Source organism: Dyadobacter fermentans DSM 18053 (assembly GCF_000023125.1).
In the GTDB taxonomy this organism is placed as follows: domain Bacteria; phylum Bacteroidota; class Bacteroidia; order Cytophagales; family Spirosomataceae; genus Dyadobacter; species Dyadobacter fermentans.
This window is the reverse complement of sequence record NC_013037.1, coordinates 2,883,168-2,906,444: the sequence shown is the minus strand read 5'-3', so window position 1 is coordinate 2,906,444 and position 23,277 is coordinate 2,883,168. Positions and strand designations below refer to the sequence as shown.

General features: G+C 50.1%; 18 protein-coding genes. 10 read left to right on the top strand and 8 right to left on the bottom strand.

Going from position 1 to position 23,277, the window contains the following annotated elements; all coding sequences use genetic code 11:
* Nucleotides 1-90 precede the first annotated feature (90 nt).
* The 4 genes from DFER_RS11585 to DFER_RS11570 all read left to right on the top strand — a co-directional run bounded on the left by DFER_RS11585 (nucleotide 91) and on the right by DFER_RS11570 (nucleotide 3,055).
* The gene (locus DFER_RS11585; protein WP_015811821.1) at nucleotides 91-465 is read left to right on the top strand and encodes a hypothetical protein; all 375 of its coding nucleotides are present in this window, start codon (nucleotides 91-93) and stop codon (nucleotides 463-465) included.
* A 40-nt stretch (nucleotides 466-505) separates the two neighbouring features.
* Nucleotides 506-1,396 carry a DUF8740 domain-containing protein gene (locus DFER_RS29220; protein WP_015811820.1) on the top strand — a complete coding sequence of 297 codons (891 nt, stop codon included), beginning with the start codon at nucleotides 506-508 and terminating at the stop codon, nucleotides 1,394-1,396.
* A 17-nt stretch (nucleotides 1,397-1,413) separates the two neighbouring features.
* Nucleotides 1,414-2,301 (top strand): DUF8740 domain-containing protein, encoded by an 888-nt coding sequence (locus tag DFER_RS29215; RefSeq protein ID WP_015811819.1) that lies wholly within the window; start codon nucleotides 1,414-1,416, stop codon nucleotides 2,299-2,301.
* Between the two features lie 61 nt (nucleotides 2,302-2,362).
* Nucleotides 2,363-3,055 (top strand): T9SS type A sorting domain-containing protein, encoded by a 693-nt coding sequence (locus DFER_RS11570; protein WP_015811818.1) that lies wholly within the window; start codon nucleotides 2,363-2,365, stop codon nucleotides 3,053-3,055.
* A 74-nt stretch (nucleotides 3,056-3,129) separates the two neighbouring features.
* On the opposite strand, the gene DFER_RS11565 is transcribed toward DFER_RS11570, so the two are convergent.
* Genes DFER_RS11565 through DFER_RS11545 form a run of 6 tightly spaced genes read right to left on the bottom strand, consistent with a single transcriptional unit; the run spans nucleotide 3,130 to nucleotide 9,953 of the window.
* Entirely contained in the window at nucleotides 3,130-3,954 is an 825-nt protein-coding gene (locus DFER_RS11565) for an SOS response-associated peptidase (RefSeq protein WP_015811817.1), read from the bottom strand.
* A 17-nt stretch (nucleotides 3,955-3,971) separates the two neighbouring features.
* Nucleotides 3,972-4,094: a hypothetical protein gene (locus tag DFER_RS30720; RefSeq protein WP_015811816.1), complete on the bottom strand. Its 123-nt coding sequence runs from the start codon at nucleotides 4,092-4,094 to the stop codon at nucleotides 3,972-3,974.
* 7 nt (nucleotides 4,095-4,101) lie between these two features.
* On the bottom strand, nucleotides 4,102-4,449 hold the full coding sequence (locus DFER_RS11560) for a hypothetical protein (RefSeq protein WP_015811815.1): 348 nt from the start codon (nucleotides 4,447-4,449) through the stop codon (nucleotides 4,102-4,104).
* Nucleotides 4,450-4,464: 15 nt separating this feature from the next.
* Nucleotides 4,465-7,695 (bottom strand): error-prone DNA polymerase, encoded by a 3,231-nt coding sequence (locus DFER_RS11555; protein ID WP_015811814.1) that lies wholly within the window; start codon nucleotides 7,693-7,695, stop codon nucleotides 4,465-4,467.
* A 15-nt stretch (nucleotides 7,696-7,710) separates the two neighbouring features.
* Nucleotides 7,711-9,210: a Y-family DNA polymerase gene (locus DFER_RS11550; protein WP_015811813.1), complete on the bottom strand. Its 1,500-nt coding sequence runs from the start codon at nucleotides 9,208-9,210 to the stop codon at nucleotides 7,711-7,713.
* Between the two features lie 5 nt (nucleotides 9,211-9,215).
* Nucleotides 9,216-9,953, bottom strand: coding sequence for an ImuA family protein (locus DFER_RS11545; RefSeq protein WP_015811812.1), 738 nt, complete (start codon nucleotides 9,951-9,953; stop codon nucleotides 9,216-9,218).
* 69 nt (nucleotides 9,954-10,022) lie between these two features.
* On the opposite strand from DFER_RS11545, the gene DFER_RS11540 reads away from it, so the two are divergent.
* Entirely contained in the window at nucleotides 10,023-10,862 is an 840-nt protein-coding gene (locus tag DFER_RS11540; RefSeq protein ID WP_015811811.1) for an XRE family transcriptional regulator, read from the top strand.
* Nucleotides 10,863-12,021: 1,159 nt separating this feature from the next.
* On the opposite strand, the gene DFER_RS11535 is transcribed toward DFER_RS11540, so the two are convergent.
* A complete protein-coding gene (locus DFER_RS11535; protein ID WP_015811810.1) occupies nucleotides 12,022-12,291 on the bottom strand; it encodes a hypothetical protein in 270 nt (89 codons plus the stop codon).
* A 978-nt stretch (nucleotides 12,292-13,269) separates the two neighbouring features.
* On the opposite strand from DFER_RS11535, the gene DFER_RS11530 reads away from it, so the two are divergent.
* From DFER_RS11530 to DFER_RS11510, 5 genes are all read left to right on the top strand, one after another.
* Nucleotides 13,270-13,995, top strand: a complete 726-nt coding sequence (locus DFER_RS11530; protein WP_041735000.1) for a hypothetical protein — start codon at nucleotides 13,270-13,272, stop codon at nucleotides 13,993-13,995.
* A 92-nt stretch (nucleotides 13,996-14,087) separates the two neighbouring features.
* Nucleotides 14,088-14,732 (top strand): hypothetical protein, encoded by a 645-nt coding sequence (locus tag DFER_RS11525; protein WP_015811807.1) that lies wholly within the window; start codon nucleotides 14,088-14,090, stop codon nucleotides 14,730-14,732.
* A gap of 74 nt (nucleotides 14,733-14,806) precedes the next feature.
* Complete coding sequence (locus tag DFER_RS11520) at nucleotides 14,807-18,316, top strand: GEVED domain-containing protein (RefSeq protein WP_229206235.1); 3,510 nt, start codon at nucleotides 14,807-14,809, stop codon at nucleotides 18,314-18,316.
* A gap of 115 nt (nucleotides 18,317-18,431) precedes the next feature.
* Nucleotides 18,432-19,058 carry a response regulator transcription factor gene (locus tag DFER_RS11515; RefSeq protein WP_015811805.1) on the top strand — a complete coding sequence of 209 codons (627 nt, stop codon included), beginning with the start codon at nucleotides 18,432-18,434 and terminating at the stop codon, nucleotides 19,056-19,058.
* A 61-nt stretch (nucleotides 19,059-19,119) separates the two neighbouring features.
* Nucleotides 19,120-19,749 carry a response regulator gene (locus DFER_RS11510; protein WP_015811804.1) on the top strand — a complete coding sequence of 210 codons (630 nt, stop codon included), beginning with the start codon at nucleotides 19,120-19,122 and terminating at the stop codon, nucleotides 19,747-19,749.
* Here DFER_RS11510 and DFER_RS11505 read toward each other — a convergent pair.
* Nucleotides 19,736-22,894: a ligand-binding sensor domain-containing protein gene (locus DFER_RS11505; RefSeq protein WP_015811803.1), complete on the bottom strand. Its 3,159-nt coding sequence runs from the start codon at nucleotides 22,892-22,894 to the stop codon at nucleotides 19,736-19,738. The two genes, DFER_RS11510 and DFER_RS11505, sit on opposite strands and share 14 nt — an antisense overlap.
* Between the last annotated feature and the right edge of the window lie 383 nt (nucleotides 22,895-23,277).

Sequence of the window (23,277 nt, the reverse complement as noted above, 5' to 3'; positions counted from 1 at the left end):
GATGCGTCAATAATGCATTGGGTAATCGCTATCCTTCTCTTTTGTGAAAATGCCGCTTAACGATGATCAATTTAACAAAATAGTACTGTTATGATAAAACTGCTATCAAGCCCGCGTCTGCTTCCAATCCTTTTTCTGCTTGCCTTTTCAGTATCGGGGTGCAAAAAGGATGAAGACCCAGCTCCCCAGGCGTATTTCACGCTCTACACGCAAATTGAATCCGATTTCGACCGGTTGGATGTTTACATTGACGGAAAGCTGGCCGGAAGCATCACTGCGACATCCGCCGCCATTCCCGATTGCGGGAAACAGGCGACCGAATCAGTTTTTACTACGGCGGTAACCGCCGGACCGCGAGCGATCGAGGTGAAGCAAATCCTTGAAAACAAAGAAGTAGGCATCTGGGATGACTGGACGATTACTTTCAAAGAGGATGAATGCGTGCGAAAAAAGCTTACTGAATAGGTATTTGCTCAGTCTCTAACATCTATTTAATCAAACAGTCATGAAATCGTTCATTTTTTTGCTGGCAGCGCTTACAGCAGCTGTGTTCGCCCACGCCCAGGTTCCGCAGCAATTTGCTTTCCAAGGCGTGGCGCGTGACGCAGCCAATAAACCGGTCTCAAATAAATCCGTTTCGGTCCGCTTCACGCTGCACCAGGGTTCCGAGGCCGGACCCACGGTTTACAAGGAAACACATTCACCGCAAACAGCGGCAAGCGGTGTATTTAATATTTCCGTAGGTGCGGGAAATACATTGTCGGGCAGTTTCTCGGCGATCAATTGGAACGCCGGGCCTTATTTCTTACAGGTAGAACTGGATGCTGCCGGGGGAAGTGACTATGAAACGATGAGCACAACCCAGCTGCAAAGTGTACCTTATGCATTGGTTTCATCCCATGCTGACAACCTTACAGGCGTCAGTAGCCCAAAAAACGGGGATATGTTGGAGTTTCAAGACGGGTCCTGGACGAAGAAGCCTAAGACAAAACGCTACCATTTTAGTGGATCTGGAAGTAATCTTATAGGTACCCTTCGGTTTGTTTCAGCTATGGCCACGATCACGATCGAAAAAGACAATCCCAACATTTCTCTTTCAGCAACGAAAACATTCGGGTCAAACCTGACTGATGGTGGAGAGTCCATGAGCCTTGTCTTAGGGTACCGAAAAGTAGGCGATACACAGGAAGACTATACTCCTTTTATTACAACGGATGTAATCAACAATTTTCGTGTAACAACGCGGGTTCGGTTGCCTTTTACGCTAACAGGTTCATATGCAACAACATTCAAGGCTGGTGAGGTTTACGAGGTTGGTATGTTGGGCAAATCGTCAAACGGGGGATCCTGGAATGACAACGGTCCATCGACGGGATTCGTAGAAGTAAGTTATTAACTACTAAACGAAAGATCATGAAGTATAAATTCTTTCTATTCATCGGCATATTGCTTGCCTTGACCGCCCATGCTCAGATCCCGCAGCAATTCGCCTTTCAAGGCGTGGCGCGTGATGTATCCAATAAACCGGTCGCAAATAAAACCGTTTCGGTCCGCTTCACTTTGCATCAAGGTTCTGCATCAGGCGCTGCGGTGTATCAGGAAATACATACGCCGCAGACCACCGCCAACGGCACGTTCAATGTAGCGGTCGGAGCAGGTAACGTACAATCAGGAGCGTTCGCAAATATCCATTGGAGTAGCGGAACGTATTTCTTACAAGTGGAGCTGGATGCTGCTGGTGGAAGTAATTATTTAAATGTAAGCACGTCTCAGCTGCAAAGTGTTCCTTACGCACTCATGGCCAAGAATCTAGAAGGGATCAATGATCCTCAGGAAGGGGATATGATGGTTTTCAAAGGAGATCAGTGGCAGAAGCGGCCTGAACGGAGGTATCATCACAATACAGGATTTGGTTTACCACCTAGCACGGCGATGAATTTTCTGTCCGTTAAGGTGCAAATTCAAGTTAATCAAGCTAATCCGATACTAACCCTGATGTTTTCAAAAGCGTTTGGGTCAGTTGCCACTGGGGGAGGAACTGGTTTAACGCTAAATCTCGGGTATCGTCGCGTGGATATTCCCAATCAGCCCATTCTTGAATTTGATCCTTCACATGCTGTCCCAGGTTTCCGTGTATCTCTGGGAACGCGTTTGTTTATTCCTTTCCATGGTGTTTATCAAACCAATCTTGAACCTGGAACTTATGAAGTCGGAATGGTTGGCTTTGCTAGTAATGCTACCACCGCAGCAAATTGGAATGACGGCGGGCTTAGCCTTGGCACTGTCACATTAGAATATTGATTGCTTTTAACGGAGAATCATGAGATTTTCAAGTGTTTGCCGTATCTAAATCATTGTATCAATGAAAACAATATTTATTACTCTTCTTCTGGTATTTTTGGGCGAGGCAATTTGGGCACAATCCTTTTCCCTGGGAATTTTCGGGGCGTCCGCTAGTGGCTCTGGCGAGAACGTTTCACTGGATTGGTCGCTTGGTAGCGTCGGTGCGACAAACGAGGTATACGCGGCGCTTCCGGTAAGACTTATCTACTTTAAAGGGGTTTCCACCGGGGCAAACCAGGCAGAGCTAACTTGGATGACGGCCAGTGAGACATCGAATGCAGGTTTTGAAATCCAGAAATCAGTTGACGGGAAATATTTTGAAAAGGCCGGGTGGGTTGATGGAAAAGGGGACCGGGGCGGCGTTTATAGCTTTTCCGATAATGACCTATATACTACAAGTTACTACCGGCTCAAACAGATCGACTGGGACGAAAGCTCGACATTCTCTAGAATTGTTTCGATCGTTCCTATGCATGAATCTATTAGAATGGCAGCGGCCTATCCGAACCCAGCCATTGATGGAAAAGTAAACCTAAAACTACCAGCAAACACTTCTCAGCTCACAATTTCCGATCAAAACGGCACACTCATATCATCACATTTGCGCCCGAACCGGCAAGAAATAGCTATTCTACTGCGCCAGTCAGGGATTTATTTGTTTAGAATTTCTACACCGACGGAAGCCACAACACTTAGAGTGGTACGACCATAGTGATCTTCTTGAATAGCAGTGCTTTAATTGCTAGAAATGAGACGGAATGGCATATTTTGTATTGAAAAGCAGCTTTAAAAAAGAGACATTTGAGACTGGAGTCCTTCGTCATTCCCCAGCGGTGGCAGATTCTCATACCGCCAAAACTCAAACTTTGGCTCACCATCCGGCCGCGGCTTTGTCCCTCTGATGCTAAAAACTGTCCGATAGTCCAGCGCCTGTGAAGGCGACATGAAATCAAACACCGCCTTCATATCCGTGTCCGAGAAATGCTCAGATAGCCAAAACTCTTCCAGCTCTGGCGTGAGAAACAATGGCATCCGGTGACGGAACTCGCCGTCGTTATGAATATTGGCCATCAGCTCGTTAGCCGTGCGGGTGAGCATCCCAAAACTGCTACTTTGCTTTTTTTCACCAGCTGGACCGGTCGTTTCAATGATCTGAAACAGCCCCGGCAGAAACTGCATTTTCCGGTCTTTTGGCCAGATGTAGTAGGGGACTTTCTTTGCCCACCCCTGGATCGCACGATGCTCGTAAGTACCCGTTACTGGAATAAGGCACCGGTTCTGCCTGATTCGATGCGCGTAGGAGCGACTGTCGCCGAGCACCCGCTCCGACTGTATGTCCGCCATTTTGGTACGGCGCTTGCGGCGCTCGACCGGATTTTTCTCGTAGACAGGATCCAGCGACCATTCCAGCTCTGAAAGAATCAACTCAGTGCCCTGACGTGTTATCACTGGATACTGTGGAAACGCGAAAGAGCTGATGTGGTCATAGACAGGTGAGTCCTGAATAATCCGCTTGTCTTTGATTTTGGGAAAAACCTCCTTGGTCAGCTCAATATCGCTGTGAAGGGATATGTCGTAACAGAGCTGACGCCCGCGCAGATACGGAATCATATATATAAAAGGGGTGCTTATCTGATCATTTCATACAGGTCAAACTCATGCTCGGGCCCGTTGGCCGTAACAGTGGCTTTGAGCCTTCCGAATTTCAAATCCATTTGAATGACGATCGCATCGTTGGAAGCGACCGGCATGTGAGCTTTAATGTAAGATATCCATATTCCGCTGATATAATTTGATCATTTTCTTGTTCCAGGACTCTTCCCGGAACGTGCAAAGGAAAAGGCTGTACCGCGGATCGTTGATTAGGGCTGTGATCTTTTCGATATCAGCGGAAAGATTGAGCAGCTTTCCTTCGTTCCCGGAGAGCTGCGCCGCATGCACCTTCCCTGATTTCTCATCCTTGTAAGGAGTCGCCATAAACCCAAAGCCCTCCTTGATCCCTGACCAGGTGAAGCGTTGCAGCACAATGAAATGATTGCCGTGCTGGGTGATACGCCGGATCATAGGCAGGTTCAGGATTTCGAAAGGGTTGTATGCGGCTACCATGGCAGGTGATACTGGTTAACGGAAATTACGGCCGGAAGGAAAGATTTCCAATTGCACCGCCTTTTTTCGGACCTGTGTTTTGCGGTTAACAGCCTGGGATACATATTCGTCTTTTTCGTCGGCGCGCGATAACGTAAGCAGATCCGGATCTTCATCTTTCTGATTAAGATTTCGCAGCAGCGGGGACATATCATAGCAGCGCCGGACGACCACATGGATCACTTCCCCTTCGATTTGCAGCTTTCCTTCGACCATCAAAAGCCGCGACCGGAGGATCTCCTTACGGTATTTCTCGAAAAGGCTTTGAAACACGACCAGGTTAGCCACGCCCGACTCGTCCTCGATGGTGATAAAGCAGACCCCGCCGGCAGTACCTGGCCGCTGGCGCACGAGCACCAGGCCTGCTACCCGGACAAACTGTTTATCGCGCAACCCCGCAAGATCCGCAGTCTTGATCACCCTTTTCGCTACCAAATCCTGGCGGACAAACGAAACCGGGTGCGCTTTCAGCGAAAGCGAGGTGGACATATAATCCTGGACGACATGCTCGGAAAGCGAGAGCTTGGGAAGCTCGACGGGCGCTTCAAACTCGCTGGCTGACTTGTGGCCCGCAAAAGCGCCCATCGGCCGTTCGGAGAGGGCAGAGGCCTCCCACATCGCCTGACGCCGGTCCATGCCCATCGAGCGGAAGGCGTCCGCGTCAGCGAGCTTTTCCAGCGCCTCTTGGGAGACCCCAGCGTCCCGCATCAAATGAATGGCCTTATAGGGCCCGGTGCGCCCCGCCAAAAGGGCCAAAGCGTCCTTTTTCGCAAGCCCTTTCACCTGACGGAAGCCCAGCCTGATCGCCCTATATTCCCCTTCTGGTTCCTCTAACGTATTGTCCCAGCTGGAAATGTTCACATCCACCGGCCGCACCTTAACCCCATGTTTACGCGCGTCGATGACAATTTGTGCGGGCTGGTAGAAGCCCATAGGCTGAGAGTTCAACAGCGCTGTCGCGAATACATCGGGATAGTAGCACTTCATCCAGCAGGAGACATAGACCAAAAGCGCAAAGCTGGCCGCGTGGCTTTCAGGAAACCCGTAGCTACCGAACCCTTCCAGCTGCCGGAAGATCCGGCGCGCATATTCTTCCGTATAGCCACGTCCGGTCATCCCATCAATCAGCTTCTTTTCAAACTGGGTGACAAGCCCGTTGAGCTTAAAGGTCGCCATACTGCGCCGGAGCTTATCGGCTTCGGCAGGAGTGAAGCCGGCCGCCACGATCGCGATCTTCATCGCCTGCTCCTGGAACAGGGGCACCCCCAGCGTGCGGCCGAGAATGTCTTCCAGCTCCTTGGAAGGATATTCTACCGGTTCTTCCCCGTTCCTGCGGCGCAGGTAGGGGTGCACCATATCCCCCTGGATCGGACCCGGCCGGACGATGGCGACTTCGATTACCAGGTCATAGAAGTTTTTTGGTTTAAGCCTGGGCAGCATCGACTGCTGCGCCCGGCTTTCGATCTGGAAAACCCCGATCGTATCGGCATGCGAGATCATCTCATACACCTTCGGATCATCCTGCGGGATAGTCGCCAGCGTGTAGGTCTTGTCATAATGGTTTCTTAAAAGGTCAAAGCCTTTGCGGATACAGGTAAGCATGCCCAGGGCAAGCACATCAATTTTCAGAAAGCCGAGCGTATCGATATCGTCTTTGTTCCATTCGATATTGGTGCGGTCTTCCATCCGGGCGTTGATGATCGGGCAAAGGTCAGTGATCTTGCCCTGGGTGATCACAAACCCGCCGGTATGCTGGCCCAGCTGCCGCGGAAAGCCCATGAACTGTTTGGTCAGATCCGCCACTTTCATAAGGTGCGGGTCACTCGCGTTAAAGCCTTGATCCGAAATCCGTTTTCCTTCAAACCACTCATCGGTAAATTCCCAGATCGAGCTGGATAGTTTGTTTATCGCATCCACGGACATGCCCATCGCTTTGGCCACATCGCGCACAGCGCCTTTCTGGTGCAGCTGGGTGACAGTGGCCACGATCGCTGAGCGGTCACGGCCGTATTTCTGGTAGATGTACTGGATCACTTCTTCCCTGCGCTCATGCTCAAAGTCTACGTCGATATCCGGCGGCTCGTTACGGGCTGATGAAATGAAGCGCTCAAAGAGCAGATCAAATTTGGTAGGATCAACGCTGGTGATCCCAAGACAGAAGCAGACGGTCGAGTTGGCCGCAGAGCCGCGGCCCTGGCAAAGGATGCCGCGCTCACGAGCGAAACGGACAATATCGTAAACTGTCAGAAAATAAGCCGCATAATCCATTTCGGCTACAAATTTGAGCTCATGCTCGATGGCGCTGGCAACTTTCTCAGGCACCGGCTCCCCGTAAAAGTCCCTGGCACCTTTCCAGGCCAGGTAGGTCAGTTCTTCTTGCGGGCTGCGGTCGCCGCCGGTGATCTCTTCCGGATACACGTATTGCAAGGTGTCCAGTGAGAAGGTGCAGGCTTCTGCGATTTCCTGCGTGCGGGCAATGGCATCCGGATACCCGCGGAAGATGCGCAGCATCTCTGCCTGGTCTTTCAGGTAGCGCTCCGCATTCTGGTGCAGCCGGAAGCCGGCATTGTAGATCGTGCATTTCTCGCGCACGCAGGTAACGATGTCTTGCAGCTGCCGGCGCTCCGGGTGATGGTAATGCACATCGTTGGTGGCCACCAGCGGTACATCCAGGCGCTTTGAGATTTCGGACAGCCGGAAGAACTTTTTGACATCGCTTTCCACGTAGGAGCGGGTAGCAGCCAGGTAAAGCTCACTGCCCAGCTCGGAGCGGTATTCGCGCAGCGCCCTTTCAAAGCCCGGTTCAAATTCAAAGGATGCATTTAGTGTCACCGGCGCGACGGCAACGAACTTCATCCCTTCGGCGTGTTCATACACATCCCTTCGGTACAGGTCGCATTTTCCCTTTTCAGTCCTTCGGTTTCCCAGTGATAACAGCGCCGAAAGCCGCGCGTAAGCGGGCTTATCCGTCGGGTAGGCCAGAAGGCTGGGCCCATCGATCAGATCCAGCCGCGCGGCTGGGATGACCTCAAACCCTTTGCCGCGTGCGGCCGAATGCGCGCGCACAATCCCTGCCAGCGTGTTCCGGTCTGTGATGGCTATTTTCGTATAGCCAAAGTGCATCGCCTGCTCGACGAGCTCTTCCGGATGCGAAGCCCCACGAAGGAAGCTGAAATTGCTGGTTACCTGTAATTCGGTGTACTGCATGAGGTCAGGAAGGATTTATGCGAAAAAGCCGTGGATGAACCACTCGGCGGTTAGCTCTTCATTGTAGTGGCCAAGCCGGAAGATCCAGTAGCGGCCTCCCTGCTCATCTTCGACAGCGTAATAATCGCGGTGCAAGCCGCCGGTAATCCACCATTCCTGCTCGATCCGGTTTGGTCCGTCCGCTTTTTTGATGCGGTGGATATCCCCTTTATAGCGAAAGAGCATAGGCGGGTAATCCGGTACCGGCGCGGAGACAATGATGCGCTCGGGCTCTGGCAGCAGCTGCACCGGCCGGTGCTGGTCGGTCCGCCAGTCTATTTCCGGCTGATCGGTCAGGGAGGTTGCCTCGGTAATCGCGCGCTCTGGCCAGTGGTGCTGGGCAGGAAGATAGCGGTGGATGACGCCTGTGCCCGCCCGCGCCGAGAGCCGGTCGATCAACTCTGCGATTCGCGTGATCTTATTACCGCTGTTTAAGTCCCAAAGCGCTTCCTGCGCGTTGGCCAGCGGCTCGACAACCGGGGCTTCCATCACAAACAGCTCAATGCCCAGGGCTGGCTCGATGCTGGCAATTTTCAGCTCGAAAAGCTTGAACATATGCGAAGCGCTACATGAGGGCCCGCTGGTGCCGATCTGGACTTGCTGGATCTGTCCGTCGATCCGGTAGCAGCGCAGCACAGCCTGGCGCGCACCCTGGCCGTCTTTGACCAGCCTTTCACAAAGCTTTTCCAAAAGCTTCTGGATCGCTATCTCGATGCCGGAAGCTGTCTGGATCGGTTCCAGGCTGGAAAGCCGCTCCTGGTAGGGCTCTACTGGCTGGACGGGCTCAAAGGCCTCGTGCGTCGTGCCAAGCGCTTTGCCGATCTGGTCGAGCGTCGCCTGGCCAAACCTTCGGCGCAGCACCGAGGGCGGCATATAGATAAAGCTTTTGATTTGGTAGAGCCCCAGTTTCTGCATTTTCTCAATTACCGGGGCCGGTAGCCGCAGCGCATGCGGCGGCAGCGGCAAGAGCGCAGACAGCTGCTCGCCTGGCGCTATGATCGGGAAACTGCGCGAGTAGCGAGATACCGCCCAAGCCGTGCCGATCGTGTCAGCCATAGCGGTACGCACATCATAGCCAGAGGATTTCAGGCGCGTTGCAATGTCTTTCAGGTAAGCTGCTTCCGATCCCCAAAGGTGCGCGCAGCCAGAAGCGTCCAGGATCAACCCGTCAGGCAGGTCAACAGCCACCAGCGGCGAGTAGCGGATGGCCCATTCTGCCAGGGCGCGTAGCAGCTTTTCAGGTAAGGCCGGATCATAGTCGAGTACCTGCAAATCCGGCTGTACCGCGCGGGCGTCGGCGAGCACCATGCCCACCTCGATACCCAGTTTCAAAGCATCCCGGCTGGATGCTTTCACCACCATGCGGTTACGCTCCTTGGCGGCAAGCACAAAAGGTTTGCCTTCCAGCTCGGGCTGGGTAAGCAGCACGCGGTCTACCAAAAGGTGCCTAAGCCATATCGTCACATACCTTTTCATGACCGCTACCCAACCTTGGATATATACTGGTGAAAAGAAACAGAGTCACCAACGAGCTCGAAATTGCCATCGCGGAATTCCAGTGGCCAGCTGCCTGGCTCGCCGTTACGTACTTTCTCGATCTGAACCTGCCAGCGTGGAAAGCCGATGCCAGGCAGAACTTGGTCTTCTACACCGGGGAGCGGGCTGATCCGCCAGCGGCAGACTGCGGCAACCGGGTTTGAAAGCCGGGGCGAAACCCTATGCAGAAGGCCTGTGACCTTGCTTTCTTCGACAGTCAGCTGTAATCTTCGCGACTCGGTCAGGTTCAGCTCCTTGATTTCGCCTACGACCGCTGATAGCGCATCGCATCTGAGCGCTTCTTCGATAGCCCACAGAAGGTCTTTATCCTTTTTCAGATCGACGAAGATCACCCGGTCGGGTGACACTCCGAATTGGCTCAGACCGAAAGGGTAGACCGTTCGGCGTGTACCCACCCAGACGCAGAGCCCGTCCTGTTTCATCATCTTACCGGCCAGGGCGGCCATAAAGCCCGATGTGGCCGCAGTCTGCTCGGCTGACTGGCTGATAAACTCGTGCATCCCCACGCGAGGGAATACGCCCTGCGGGAAAGCTTTCATTACTGGCCCCAGGCCAAAGTCGTCGTGTTTTACGCCCAACGCCGGCGCACGGAAGCCCTGCAAAGCGGCGATGTCGCTTCTGAGCCTGGCAACCAGCTCACTTTTTTTCAATGCAGTTTCCATAGTATGAATGTTTTGCTATCTTTGGTATTAATAGTACCATTGATGTGATTTCAATAATAACATTATGCCATGACAAGCGCAAAACTTTTTTTCGGTAGCAACATCCGGTTTCTCCGCGAGCGACGCAGGCTCACCCAGGAAGATTTCGCCGAGCAGCTGGGCGTCACTCGCGTCAAACTTGCTGCCATAGAGGCTGGAAGGACGGAAAACCCGTCAGCAGTTGACCTGATCAAAATCTCTGATTTTTTCGGGCTTTCGATCGATAATCTTTTTAGGATCGATCTGCGTGGGGTAGGGGAGCTGCCACTCCGCGAGCTGGAAGCGGGGAGCCCGCTCTACATGAAAGGGACGAACCTTCGGGTGCTGGCTATCTCGACAGACAAAGCCAATAAGGAAAACGTTGAGTATGTGCCAGTCAAGGCGAAGGCGGGCTACCGGAGCGGGTATGCCAACCCAGAATTTATCGCTTCGCTTCCGAAGTTTTCTGTGCCAGGCCTTCCGCAGACAGGGACGTTCCGGATGTTTCCGACGACGGGCGACTCGATGCTGCCGGTGCCGGAGGGCGCGGACGTGATCTGCCGGTATGTCGAGGACTGGACGGCCTTGAAGCCGGGGACGCTATGCATTGTGATCCTGGATGGCGAGCAGGATTTTGTCTTTAAGAAGGTCACTATTTTGCCAGAAGGGAATAAGATGCGGTTGGAATCTTTGAACCGGGCTTATGAGCCATATGAGATCAGTGCCGGAGACGTGCTTGAAATCTGGAAGTTTCACAGCTACTTTTCTAAGGATGTGCCTGAAAGGGTGTCAGAGGTGCAGCATATTTCGCAAACTATGGACACCATCTTGAAGCAGCTCAAAGAAATTCAGGAGAAGATAGTTGCAAGGCCAGATAATGCTGCGCCATAGTTGGACAGCCACAGCATCAAGAATGGGCCAGCAATTAAGAATTCAAGTGTTCCGGGTGTACGTGTGTATCGACCTTTGTATAAAAGAGAAGCCAGCACAATGTCCCCAATCGGGGACATTGCTAAATAGCATGGGTGCTGGGTTATAAGAGTATACGAGCAAAGATAGCCCACATGAACTGAAAACTAGGCAGGTCGACAGGTTCATCTAAATTCTTTGCAATGGTTTCTTGGTATGGTCTTAGAAAAGTGCTTTTCATTAGGACAAGCGCGGACCAAATGCCGAAAGTATGGTTCAAAACGTTACTATATAAGTATATATAGTGCGCTTAAAACGAATGAGAACAAATTTGAACATATTGGCAGAGATCCGGCGGCTGCATGAGCAGTACATCACCGAAATTGACAACAGCGATTTAAAACCTTTATCAGCTAAAATATATAAAACGCATTCAGAAAACTTCATTCGGTGGATTGAAGGCGTCTTCCAACCAGGGCAGCGCGCAATACACAGAAAATAACGGTAGTTGCTCACTGGTGTAAGGCTATCAATTAAGAAAACCTCCTTTGGGATTCCCAAAGGACGTGGGTAATATTACCGTTTACGCACTAACTGTGCTTTCATGCCTCGTAGCCAAAAACGGTACTACCGGTCACCGTCGTGTAGCAATAATTCAATTTGCAAATCAACTAAGGGCGAAGACTTGCATTTTGTATAGCTTTGCCAGTCTGTTATGCTATACACTTTTAGAGGAGGGTTTAAGTAAAAAGCCTGGTTGTCCTGCACCCAGGCTTCTTTTTATGGCCAGCCATTTAGTTTAGGCAAGCGCTGCGCCGTCAAGGCTTGGCCGTTCAAACAAAGTCTTCCGGCTCCGTGGTGAACGAGGTATGATCCGTCCCGGATAGCAGCAACGTTAGCGCGTTTGATTTTTCTTGTACGAAGGCCCTCACGACTTGGATAAATCGATACGGGTGTTGCCATTCAAAAGTCCAACTACCGGGTTAAGAGTTCTGCTTCTGTAATTCAATTAGTGCAATCAAATCCTCCTATCTATTATCCTATAAAGGTAAACGGTCACTTGTATGTGTATTAACCAGGTTTATACAATGATTTTACTTTGTTCATGACTATTATTTGAGCAGAGCTTCGTAACGGAAGTTCAGCAGGCTAATGGTCTGTCGTTATCTACTCTATATATGTAAAGATTGATCATCGGTTCGACTGGCTGGGTTTCCAGTGCAAACTCGTCAACTTCTACAAGGATGCCTTTGTGAGAAAGTTCAGCAATCACCATCTTGATGATAGAAACAGGCGTTTTTGATGTAAAAAAGGTATAAAACAAACAGTTAGAGTTAGCACTGCTTTCCAGTATTGCTTCAATAATCTGGTCAACTATGGCCGGTCTTATAGTGTTTAAATGCTTACTCATCCAACAGATCAAAGGGTGAATATTGTAAAGGTAGTAATACTAATTGTTATGGTTGTTCTTCACTTTGACATGTGTCATTCCTATGACGATCAATTTTACCGCCAAATATATAACTACGCTAATCTGCGGAGATTTAGGAAAGCTGATGACAACCGAATCTCATTTTATGCTCAAATATGCTTGCTGCTATCCAAAGGGAGGCCTCATACAGATCGTCACCTTAATCTTTTAGAGCAACCACCTTTTACTTGTCCGAAGATAGATTGGTATTTCGATGTAGCTGTAGCTTCGTTGTAAAATCAGTGTTTTCACTGATAGAGGATGTATTGTTGAAGCCAGCAGATTTTTGTCTGCTGGCTTTTTGTTTACCAATTATAGCTCTTTCGGTGAGAATGCAATCCATTTGAAAATGCTTTATCCCTTGAGCGCCAGAAGCCTTGAGCAACGTGATGCATGGAGCTGATATGTGGACGCTTCCGGGCCATACACGCTGTTCGCCAAACAACAGGATGGTATATTTTGTTTGGTCTTGTCTACTGAGTCGTGCCAGAAGGTGACGATTGCAATTTTAATGAGTAATACTGGTCAATCGTAAATGAACAATTGTTCTTGCCTTTCAAACGCCATAGAGCTATGTGACCGCCAGAGTTTTGACCAAAAATGGTGCGCAATAGCAGGAATTGCGGTGATCACCGTATCTCTCAGAGTACTAGTCAACATTCTGGGCCTTTGCATTATACGTCGTCAAGTGTTGCAATACGTAAATTTCATAGAATAAATACTACAATGTAGGGCGCTATCTACGACTGCTAATTTTTCATGTCGACAAAAATAATTTGATATCGGACTTATGTTTGTGCCATGCTAAACCAGGGACGCCCGGTGTAGTGAGTGCATCATTAAGACTTCGAAGTAGTAGTGCTACCGCTTTTCAGGTAGAGCGTATCAATTATCCGAATATCAACCGATTTAATACTTATGAAGACAACTCGACTTGTTCCAACATTCGCCATTGGTTTCATGCTGGCTGCGGCTACCATTGCATCTGCGCAAGTAAAAATCGGATCGAACCCTACAACGATCGACCCGAGCAACAACCTGGAAGTGGAAAGCACTGACCCGGCCAAAAGAGTCAGTATAAATAAAAATACTGGCAAGGTCACTATTGCCGACGGTTCACAGGGAAACGGCTTTGTGCTTACATCTGATGCGAATGGAGTCGCCACATGGCTGCCACTTTCAACGGCAAAAATACCTCAGACGGTATTCAATGGAGCGATTACTGCGCCTACGACTGTACCTACGTTTACGGTACACGACGATCCCGCGCAGCGTCTGCCCCTGGTCCCAAGTGTCGGCGGTGAGAATTGGCTGCCTGCCGAAAAACGGTACACAATTCCTGCTGATGGCTCGTACTCAGTGCAGGTGGGTTTGTCGTGTAACAGTACTACGGGTGCAGGGGTAGTTCTTTGGACCAGGATCTGGGTTGTCTCGGAAAACGGGGGCCCGCTTTTCAAAGGCACATCTCCGTTGGGAGGCACTGCGGGTGACTGGCAGTCTGTCGTATATACAGGAAGGTTATCAGCGGGGGACGCAATTTCACTGGAAGGGTATACGATGCAAACCGACGGGAACCCGCCCATTAACCCTATCTGGACTGGGACATGTGGCCGCGCTTATATGACGATCACCAAAATAGAGTAGTTTGTTTACCGCCAATTTGGCTCTAGAACACCCATGCGGAAATTCAACAGCATACTTCAATCGCAATTCTTTTGCATCAATTACAAATTTCTATGAAGACAATTCGACTTATTCCGACATTGACCATCGGTCTGATGCTCGCGGCGGCCACTGCCGTTTCCGCACAGGTAAAAATCGGCTCCAACCCAACAACGATTGATCCAAGCAATAACCTCGAAGTGGAAAGTACCGATCCGGCCAAAAAGGTCAGCATCAACAAGAACACTGGCAAAGTGACGATTGCAGACGGTTCGCAAGGGGCGGGAAAGGTTTTAACCTCAGACGCGGCCGGTGGCGCCACCTGGCAAACCCCATCGGCCCCGGGGATGGTAAACGGTACGTTGGGAAATCTGGTAACCGTGCCGGGTGATGGGCAATTTTACTCTGGGGCTAGTATTACTTTCCCGAGAGCAGGTACATATATGGTGACAACCCGTTGGGTAATGCCGACTGGTGCGACCAGCTATCCGGTGGGTAATCAAGTTTTTATAAATACCGCATTGTCGAGCAGTTCGTCCACCTTTGAACTAGCTGGTCTTACCGCTGAATGGGTACTTGTGGCACCAACGGCTCACCATACAACGCCAGCGTTTCGGGTAACTGTAACCGAAGGCCAAACTCTTCACTTCTGGTTTTGGACAGGTTCCTTTTCCGGAGAGCTACAATTCGTAGAAACCTACGCTGTAGGGCCATTCTGATAGCATACGCTGACTTGCATTTGCCAGTCAAACCGATCAAACCTTATGACATCAAAGTACTAAGCATACTTTATATGAAACTAAAACATTCAAAATTACCTGGAAGGGTATGCGCCAGCATCGCGGTTTGTGCCGCCCTGATGGGCCATGCACATTTTGGCTGGGCGCAGGAAGGCAGCCAGGGCAATACCACGATCTTCGGCGGCGCCCAGATGAGCTTTTTTTCCAATCATGATTTCGTAGCAGGCGGTGCGGGCGTGCAGCCGGGTGTGATCCTGACCGAGCGCGCGGCCGGCAACTTCGGCGTTCTTAATTTTGTCGGTGACAATCTGACATCTAATGGCGCATCCGACGCCGGGTATGTGGACGGATATGTACGTAAATACGGCTCAGGACAGTTCATTTTTCCGGTGGGCGATAACGGCTCGCTAGGCCCGTTTGCTGCTTCGGGCGATGGAACGATGGGCGCCTACTTCCGCGCCGATCCCAATGCAGCCGCGACCAGCAACCTGTTTTCAGGCACAGATTACCCGGCACTTCCAACCGGCGGTCCGTTTGGTACCAGCAGCAGGGGTGCAGGCGTGACAGCCGTCAGCACGGTAGAATACTGGGACATCGACGGCGCGAGCGAAACACCGCTCACCCTTACCTGGGACGCGTCCAGCGGCATAGCCGGCCTGACAGCCAGCCAGCTTGCCAATTTGACAATCGCCGGTTGGGACGGGACTAAATGGGTAGCCATCCCTTCATCTATTGACCCTACGTCGGTGCTCGGGGGGGGCAGTGATCTGAATGCAGGCTCGATTACCACGACAGGAACCCTTTCACCGGACTCCTATATTGCCTACACCTTTGCGTCGCGCGAGCTGGCGCCACTTTCCACGATTGTGATTGCAAAGAAAGCGCAATCGGAAGTGAGCCCAGGTGTTGATTTTGGTTTCACAACCAACCTGCCTTCCGGCAGCTCATTTACGCTGAATGACGATCCGGCATTCGTCTCTTTGCAGGACGTGGGGATGGGAACTAACAATACGATTTGGGCCATTGGCGCTCCGGCGTCAGGAACGGGCAATGGTGGGGTGTACTACCGTGCCGCCGGCTCATCCAGCTGGACGACTGCTCCGGGCTTGGGTACACGCGTTGATGTAGATCAAAATGGTACGCCCATACTGGTCAACGCCGAGGGTTTTATGTACACATGGGATGGAAGCGCTTTTATTCCCACAACGCCGACAACGATCAACGCTTTTGATATTGGAATGTCGGCCGGTGCTACGCAAGCGGCTTATTTGCTTGCTTTCAACACAGCCGGTTGCTACAATTTGTTCAGGTGGAATGGCGGCAACAGCTATACCGGTTTTCCCAACGTTTGCGGTTCCCGGGTGGACGTAGCGCCGGATGGGTCGGTATATGTACTTAGTGAAACGGCTGGACAGGTTTACCGTATCACAGTCTCCGGTGATGTTGCAACGATTGCTGAAACATATCCGTCCCAGGGGTTCTCAGATATCACGGTTGCTGCTGATGGCAGCGTTTGGGCCGTCAACAGTGCGCAAGCGTACCGTCTTTCCGGAAACAATTGGGTGGTAGACCCCAATAGTGGAGGGGCGCTTTCCGGAAGCAACAATGGCGGTATCTCCGCCGGCGCCGATGGGGACACACCAGTGCTGACCTACAATGCCAAGGCGGATGCTCCAACGACGATGCGCGGAAGACTTATACAGCGTAGGGAAGATGGGGGATGGCTCAATGACCATACTGTCAGGACTGCGGGTGCCGGCAATAGCATCATTTATAACGTTGCGCCAGGTACATACACGATTTCCGAAAACGCAGCGCCTGGATCATGGGAGCTGATCAAAATCAACACTGCCGGCGGATCAGTAAGCACCGACATTGCTAACCGGACAGCGACTGTAACAGTAACCGCCGGTCAGACGGCACATTTGGAATTCGTCAATTACAATATCCAGACTTCACCGATTTCAAATTCGTGTGGTACCCCTTTTGTTGAGACATTCGGCGCGTCTGGTTCTGAAACAGTTTCGTCAATTCCTTCGATATACTCGCCGTACCACTTCAATGAATACGGCGCTGAAACCCACACGGTAGTAAATAACTTTCAGGCGCTATATTACGGGACAGTTGCCCCTGACCACACGGCCGGCGATGTAGGAGGTTACTTTTTAAATGTGAACGGAGGTTTCGGCCAGGACGAGGTTTTCCGTCGCAGGTTTAGCGGACTGCTCCCTGGTGCATCGTATTCACTTTCACTTTGGGCCACTAACTTAACAACCGCGCCGGGCTATGTGCTTCCAAACCTGGTACTGGAAGCAAGAAACTTGCAAGGTGGTCTGATTTCCTCGCAATCGACGGGTGATATACCGTTTACGTCCGAAACCGACTGGCGCCAGTATTCGATGACATTTGTCGCTGACGCCTCTGGGACCGTTGATTTCATTATCCGCAACAATCAGCAGGTCCCAGGGATCAACGGCAACGATTTCGCCATTGACGACATAACCATCGGAATTGGCTGCGACTATGGCGACGCACCGGATTCGTACAGTACGCTCACGACCGGAAACGGCCCCTCGCACCGCGTGACAAGCTTCCTGACCATGGGCAGCACAATAGACGCGGAAACGGATGGAGCCCCGGGCCAACAGGCTAATGGTGATAACAACACCGGCTTGAATGATGAAGACGGTGTGACGGCGTTCCCTGCGATTGCCGGAGGATCTACCACCTCGATCGTCAACTACACAGTCAATGTTGCCACTGTTAACCTGACCACATCGACGGCGAATCTTTGCGGCTGGATCGACTGGAATAACAACGGAACATTTGAAGCCAGCGAAGGCGTTTGCACAACAGTCGCCCCCGGCGCGTCGAGCGCAACGCTTATTTGGCCCAGCTCGACCTTGGGCGGGACAACAGGTTCTACCGGTGTGTTCGCACGTTTTAGGCTCACCACCGATCCGCTCACGGCTGCCAGCGTCAACGGCGCAGCAGCGGACGGTGAAGTGGAAGATTATTTCATCGCATTTGAAAATCCGCTTCCAGTTACTTTGGCCCGTTTTACGGCAACGGCCGAAACTGGCAACGTACTGCTGGCATGGTCTACAACCGAAGAGAAAGGCAGCGACCGCTTTGAGATCGAGCGCAGTGTAGATGGGAAATCGTGGGCAATGATCGGTAGCATAGCTTCGCGCGGCGAGAGCAATGCACTGCTCGATTATTCATATAACGATTTAAGACCGGCCATGGGCACCAATCTGTACCGCCTGAAAATGGTGGATACAGACGGCACTTATGCATTCAGCAGCATTCGTGAGGTGAAGCTGAAAGGTGTGATGGCGATTGCTTATCCAAACCCGGTTTCAGATAAGCTTCTGATCGCCGACCACGGCCAGGTTAAACAGATAACACTGACCAGCGTCGCAGGTGTACAGGTGTTCAGTAGCCGCAGCATTCCTGCTGGTGGTGTAGATGTAAGCAGTCTGGCACCTGGTGTATATACGCTTACTATGACCCTGTTTGACGGCACTATTAGCACACAAAAGATCGCCGTATCAAGGTAATCACTGGTTAAGGGTTTCAGGGCATCGCATTTTCAAGCCCTGGAACCCTTTCTTTTTACATGGTAAGGACTCTAATTTAGTTAAACCCTGGAAAGCAATAACCCACCGTCATCCAATGGCGATTTTGATCGTTACAGATAATCCCGCTTTAAATATTGGCCTCCGTTCAATTATCATCAGTGAATTCGATGACACCCTCATTCTTGAATCGGACAGTTTACAAAACAGCCTTTCTGCCTATCAGGCAGGACAGGTTAAGACGCTGGTTCTTGACGCTGGTGTGGCAGACGGGAAAGATGCATCACTGCTCGATGCGTTCCGGCAGTGCCATCCCGATGTAGCTGTTGTCGTGCATTTGGGAGATGATTTCCAGTACATCTATGCTTTTATTCGGACGGGTATCCATGCATTGATTTCCAAAAAGTCCGACGCTGTTGAAATTCTCGAGGCGATCCAGGTTGCTCAGCGCAAAGCCCGGTTTATCGGTTTTGATGTTCAGCAGGTGTTGCTTTCTCACATTGCAGCCGATCCGGCTAGCCGTGAGCTAACCCGAAGGGAAAGGCTAATAGCCGACTTGTTGGCCGCAAATGTCCCTTACCGACAAATTGCGGAGGCTGCAAAGATTAATATTGAAAAAATCTCTGAGTATCGACAAGCTATCTTTGAAAAGCTCAGTGTGGACAATAATGAGGAACTAGCCATGAAATTGACATGGCAATTAGGTAAGGATGCTAAGCGATAATCTTTTTTTGTTGCCCTCCATAATAATTCTTGCTAGCATTGCACCCAGTTCGCCTTGTGATATGATTTACCTTGTTGTTGATGACCATTTTTTGGTACGGATGAGCATGAGATTGGTGCTCGAAGACCTTTACCCTCACTCTATTGTCCATGAAGCAGAAGACTTTGAAGATGCCATGTCGTACCTGCTTAATCATCAATATGATTTAATTTTGCTGGACATTGACATTCCTGGCGGGGTAGGTACGAGCATGATCGCCCGTATCCGGGAGCATCAACAGCTGGTGCCAATCCTGGTATGCTCCGCGGCTGATGAGCAATTCAACGCGCTTGAATATGTGTCGGCCGGTGCAAACGGTTATTTGTCTAAAAGTGCCGAGAAGTCCGAAACAGTGCGGGCTATCCAAACGGTCATGAGAAAGAACCGGTATGTGAGCGAAGCAGTGCAAGAGCGGCTTCTAAACGCGATAGTATTCCAAAAACAGGCGCGAAAACGTCCGACCGGAATTAAAAGTCTTTCCGTAAGGGAAAGAGAGATTGCCGAGCTGTTAATTACCGGTAAATGGGTAAAAGAAATCGCGTCGTTGCTGGATATCCAGTCTAACACCGTTAGTACCTACAAAGCGCGGATTTTTGAGAAGCTTGGCGTCGATAATATCATTGAATTGGCAGAGAAAATTAGGGCGCGATAACGTCACTGGTGAGCACTGACTGATGATTAAATATCTGCCGTTTAAAAGTAATTACTATTCGTGTCCCGGGTGACAGTTCTTCTAAAACAATGCTTTCGGCCACGCTAGGAGCCAACTCTTTAACCATGACAAGTCCGATACCGGTGTGTGCTGGTTCACTTTGATTTTTGCCGTTTGCTTGGAACCAATCGCGCAGCTCGCTAGGGATTCCACGACCCGAATCTTCGATAAACAGGCGCAACTGCTTTTCTTCCACAGAAACATAGGCGCGGACGACACCATTTTTTGTAAATTTATTGGCATTATCGATCAGATTGTGGACGATTATTTTTAGAAGCGGTGCATTCGTTTCGATACACGTATCTAATGGTATTTCATTGAGAAAGGTGTTGGCATTGATCCGTGTGTTTTTACCATACAGCTGCATATTTTCTTCAATCAATGCGCTTAAATCGACTAATTCGGTCGTCGCTTGTTTTTTGTAAATGCGAATTTTTACGTAGGAAAGCATTTCTTCCAGTGAGGCTTTCACTTGTCGCATAGAGTCCTCGATGTTTTTTCCTACCATCGTTGCCATTTCGTACTGGCCTCTGGCAATCATTTTTTGCATTTCTTCCGAAACGGTAATCGCCGCACCAAGCGGGGAACGAACATCGTGGGCGATGGAGGCCATCAGACGTGATTGCAGTTGCATTTGATTAATTGTGTCCTGCTGGGATTTTTCCAGATCCCTTAGGGCGCCGCGAAGCTGCGCCGTGCGCGCATTTACTTGCTGTTCAAGTGTCAGATTGACTCGTTTGACTCTGTTGATCCGGTATCTGATGTACCACGCGCCGGCCAAGATCAGTAGGGCGGCGGCAAGTGAGTAAAACCACCAGGTCTGGTACCAGAATGGGGGAACGGTGATCTGAACCGTTTTATAGGAGATGTTCTTCTGAACAAAGCCATCCATTTTTCGTACGAATAGCGTGTAGTCGCCCTTGCTTAGCGTAGAAATAGTGATCAGCGCCCGGTTGCCAAAAATGGCGTCAATGGGCAACCAATCCGTTTCTGCCGGCTGTAAGCCCTTAGGCTGGAGAGCGTAGTGAAACCTTAGGTTCTGGGGGTTGCCAAAAAATGGTGTTAACATTTCGATGCGGAACTCCTTTGCTTGTTGAGAGAAGTTCACCTGTTGATTATCAAATGAAACTGGCAGAGGTCTACGATCAATTTCCAAACTATGGATTATGATCGCTTTGTCTGGCTGTTCAGGCGTTATGCGCTCTGGCGTGAACCATACCAAGCCATTCATGGAAGGTAGCGATACCAGCCCTGACGACAGCCGCAGTGCACAAGGCTCACATCTGCCGTTGAACTCATTGGTGTTAAATCCGTCGGACTTTGAATAGAGATGGTAATAGATCATACCGCCATGCCTTGCATACTCAACCAGGTCTGATTTGAGCACTTGAAAAAGCCCATGGTTGGTTGTAATCCAGAAATAGCCGTTTCGGTCTTCGAGAATGCAATGAGAGTTGGCCAGATAACCCTTCCGATCGAGAGGAAAACGGGTTAATCTCTTGTCCCGCAACAGGAAAAAGCCATGTTGCGAGCTGGTGATCCAGACTTGGCGGCCGTCATCAGTCAGATGAATGCTTCTGATATACATGCCGTCAAGCCCGTTGATCCTAACCATTTGCCGTGTGGTTTTGTTAATGCGGAACAGGCCGTGTGCTGTGCCGACCCAAAGGAAGCCATATGAGTCCTTGATGTATGAAATCTCCGTTGGCGCATTTAAGAAATGCCTAGGTGAAGTCCCTAATTTCCACGACGGTTTAACGTAGTAAATGCCCGATGTCTGAGTACCGATCCAAATTGTCGAATCAGGAGCCTGGTAGAGCTGGGAAATTTCCGATGCCAGCTCCCAAGACGCCTTCATTGTAGAGCCATCGGCGCTTATTACCATTAATCTGTTCTGGTTTTTACACCAAATATCCCCGTAAGCATCAACAGCGATACTTGTCTTATCCCAGGTTACGCTTTCTGTTACCAAAGGGAGCTGGCTGGCTACGGATTTTCCTATGGAAGGGTCGGCTCGAAAAACGATGCCTTGGGCAGAAAGTACTTGACGATCACCGAATGCGGCCTGACCGTAATAAACCTGGTCAGTTCCTGGAAAATCACTGGTTTGGACTTGGAATTTCTTTTTTGTAAAGACAAAAAGCCCATTTAACTGACTTCCTAAAAATATCCTGTCAGTCTTCTGATCATAGTACGCCGACTTGATGATGTCCGTTGTAAAATCAAATCCTTCCAGGATAAGTTTTGAATTTAAGTCGCCATTTTTGTCTTTAAGCAATATGTACAATGCCTTGTCCAAACGTACCAATGCCTGTTCGCTAGCATTGTTCCAGAACAGTTCGATCGCATCGGGATGACCAGAAAGCTTGTCTAGCCGCAGATCACCATATAACTTTGCCGACTGAGCTTTGAGTTTGCTTTCAACGCAATTATAGCGTGTGAATATTCCCTTTTGTAGATAGTAAAGATTATTGCCCAGGCGAAAAAAAGCCCACGGATACTTATTACCGAAATGCGTCTTTCCTATCAGTTTTTTGTTTACATAACAAGACAGATCTTTCCGATCGTATACAAAAAAGCGATTTTCACCGGCCGGGATCACAAAGGGGGTCAGCGCAGGCCTGTCATGACTTAACGTTGGCAGCCGTTCATATAAATGCCCTTTGCCACGTTGAACAAATGGGAACGGTGACTGGCCGTTTCGATTCTGGAATCTCTTATCCACCGAAGCAACCCCTTTCTCTATGAGGATAAATTCATTTTCGTTATTGACTGCGTACAAGCCCCGCTTCTTTGGCCGCGGATCAATCCCGATGTTGCCAATGCTAACCGACAAATGTGTACTTCCAAAATTACGAAATATTGTAAATTCCTGTCCGTCAAAGCGCACCAAGCCACCTTCTGTTGAAAGCCAAACGAAGCCAAGCTCATCCTTAACAATTGTGTACACGCTGTTTTGTGGAAGACCATTTTCATCTGTAAACTGCTCGATTCGAAAGTTGTCCAGTTGGACACTTTCCGCCTGCCGCCCCAAGGATACTCGTGAAAAGGTAAAAAGGACAATAAAAAGAAGTAATAGTTTCATTCCTGTATGAAGGGTGCTTTGTAGACGAAGTATCAAATATAGAAATTGTTCTACAAATGTTGGCTTTGTAAATCACGAGGGTTTCGAACTATTCATATTGATTATCGCGGATAATCGATACATATCTACAACTTTAGGCTCAACTTTTATAAGTCAACTCGCCGGAACATCGTACCTTTGCATTATTAACGTTGAGTATCACAAATAGCTTTCTGGCGATGCCGGGAGGTTATTTTTATGTTCGGTAAGACAACTTCTGTCGTAGTCAGATTTACAACCCGATCGGTGCCGTGTGGGGGCTCGATGTGGATGATCTCTATGCTTGACAAGTGTGCTTTTCATCGTAAGCAGGCAATCCTTAACGTCGTTCCTGAACTTCTACT

Bases quoted from the DNA above. Each gene is read 5' to 3' on its own strand.
- DFER_RS11535 (WP_015811810.1), bottom strand. From the start codon at position 12,291: ATGAGTAAGCATTTAAACACTATAAGACCGGCCATAGTTGACCAGATT.
- DFER_RS11570 (WP_015811818.1), top strand. From the start codon at position 2,363: ATGAAAACAATATTTATTACTCTTCTTCTGGTATTTTTGGGCGAGGCA.
- DFER_RS11545 (WP_015811812.1), bottom strand. From the start codon at position 9,953: ATGGAAACTGCATTGAAAAAAAGTGAGCTGGTTGCCAGGCTCAGAAGC.
- DFER_RS11510 (WP_015811804.1), top strand. From the start codon at position 19,120: ATGATTTACCTTGTTGTTGATGACCATTTTTTGGTACGGATGAGCATG.
- DFER_RS11555 (WP_015811814.1), bottom strand. From the start codon at position 7,695: ATGCAGTACACCGAATTACAGGTAACCAGCAATTTCAGCTTCCTTCGT.
- DFER_RS11560 (WP_015811815.1), bottom strand. From the start codon at position 4,449: ATGGTAGCCGCATACAACCCTTTCGAAATCCTGAACCTGCCTATGATC.
- DFER_RS11515 (WP_015811805.1), top strand. From the start codon at position 18,432: ATGGCGATTTTGATCGTTACAGATAATCCCGCTTTAAATATTGGCCTC.
- DFER_RS11540 (WP_015811811.1), top strand. From the start codon at position 10,023: ATGACAAGCGCAAAACTTTTTTTCGGTAGCAACATCCGGTTTCTCCGC.
- DFER_RS30720 (WP_015811816.1), bottom strand. From the start codon at position 4,094: ATGCCGGTCGCTTCCAACGATGCGATCGTCATTCAAATGGATTTGAAA.
- DFER_RS29215 (WP_015811819.1), top strand. From the start codon at position 1,414: ATGAAGTATAAATTCTTTCTATTCATCGGCATATTGCTTGCCTTGACC.
- DFER_RS11550 (WP_015811813.1), bottom strand. From the start codon at position 9,210: ATGAAAAGGTATGTGACGATATGGCTTAGGCACCTTTTGGTAGACCGC.
- DFER_RS11525 (WP_015811807.1), top strand. From the start codon at position 14,088: ATGAAGACAATTCGACTTATTCCGACATTGACCATCGGTCTGATGCTC.
- DFER_RS29220 (WP_015811820.1), top strand. From the start codon at position 506: ATGAAATCGTTCATTTTTTTGCTGGCAGCGCTTACAGCAGCTGTGTTC.
- DFER_RS11505 (WP_015811803.1), bottom strand. From the start codon at position 22,894: ATGAAACTATTACTTCTTTTTATTGTCCTTTTTACCTTTTCACGAGTA.
- DFER_RS11520 (WP_229206235.1), top strand. From the start codon at position 14,807: ATGAAACTAAAACATTCAAAATTACCTGGAAGGGTATGCGCCAGCATC.
- DFER_RS11565 (WP_015811817.1), bottom strand. From the start codon at position 3,954: ATGATTCCGTATCTGCGCGGGCGTCAGCTCTGTTACGACATATCCCTT.
- DFER_RS11585 (WP_015811821.1), top strand. From the start codon at position 91: ATGATAAAACTGCTATCAAGCCCGCGTCTGCTTCCAATCCTTTTTCTG.
- DFER_RS11530 (WP_041735000.1), top strand. From the start codon at position 13,270: ATGAAGACAACTCGACTTGTTCCAACATTCGCCATTGGTTTCATGCTG.